Below are 357 nucleotides of genomic sequence, written 5' to 3'. Positions count from 1 at the left end.
CACGAACACAACCTTGCGATTCAACTACTTGATTGAGCAAAATTCTCAAGCGCCTTATCAAGCATCACAACTTGTTCTGGGCTTGCGCCTTTTTGTGGGCCGAATATATGGCTAGCACCGTTATCACCACACAACGGATTATCGACATCGCACGCCACAATTAACTCGATATCAGCATAGCGTGAATCTAAACCAGTAAGATCAATCGATGATAAATCAGCTAGTGCAACGCCACCTCGGCCAAGCTCTTGTCCAGTACTATCTTGCCCTTTGCCATCTTGCCCTTTACTAACTAACAAGCGTCCACCTAACGCTTGAACAATACCTGCACCACCATCGTTGGTCGCACTGCCACCC

Annotated in this window: 1 pseudogene; it reads right to left on the bottom strand. The window is 47.3% G+C overall.

From position 1 onward, the window contains the following. Positions 1–357, bottom strand: a pseudogene (locus AB4486_RS22620) (glycerate kinase); the annotation flags it as partial.

The sequence above is a fragment of the Vibrio sp. 10N.222.55.C6 genome, assembly GCF_041473395.1.
Taxonomy (GTDB): domain Bacteria; phylum Pseudomonadota; class Gammaproteobacteria; order Enterobacterales; family Vibrionaceae; genus Vibrio; species Vibrio crassostreae_C.
Note: the sequence above shows the minus strand (reverse complement) of the source record. Positions and strands in the feature narration are given on the sequence as shown.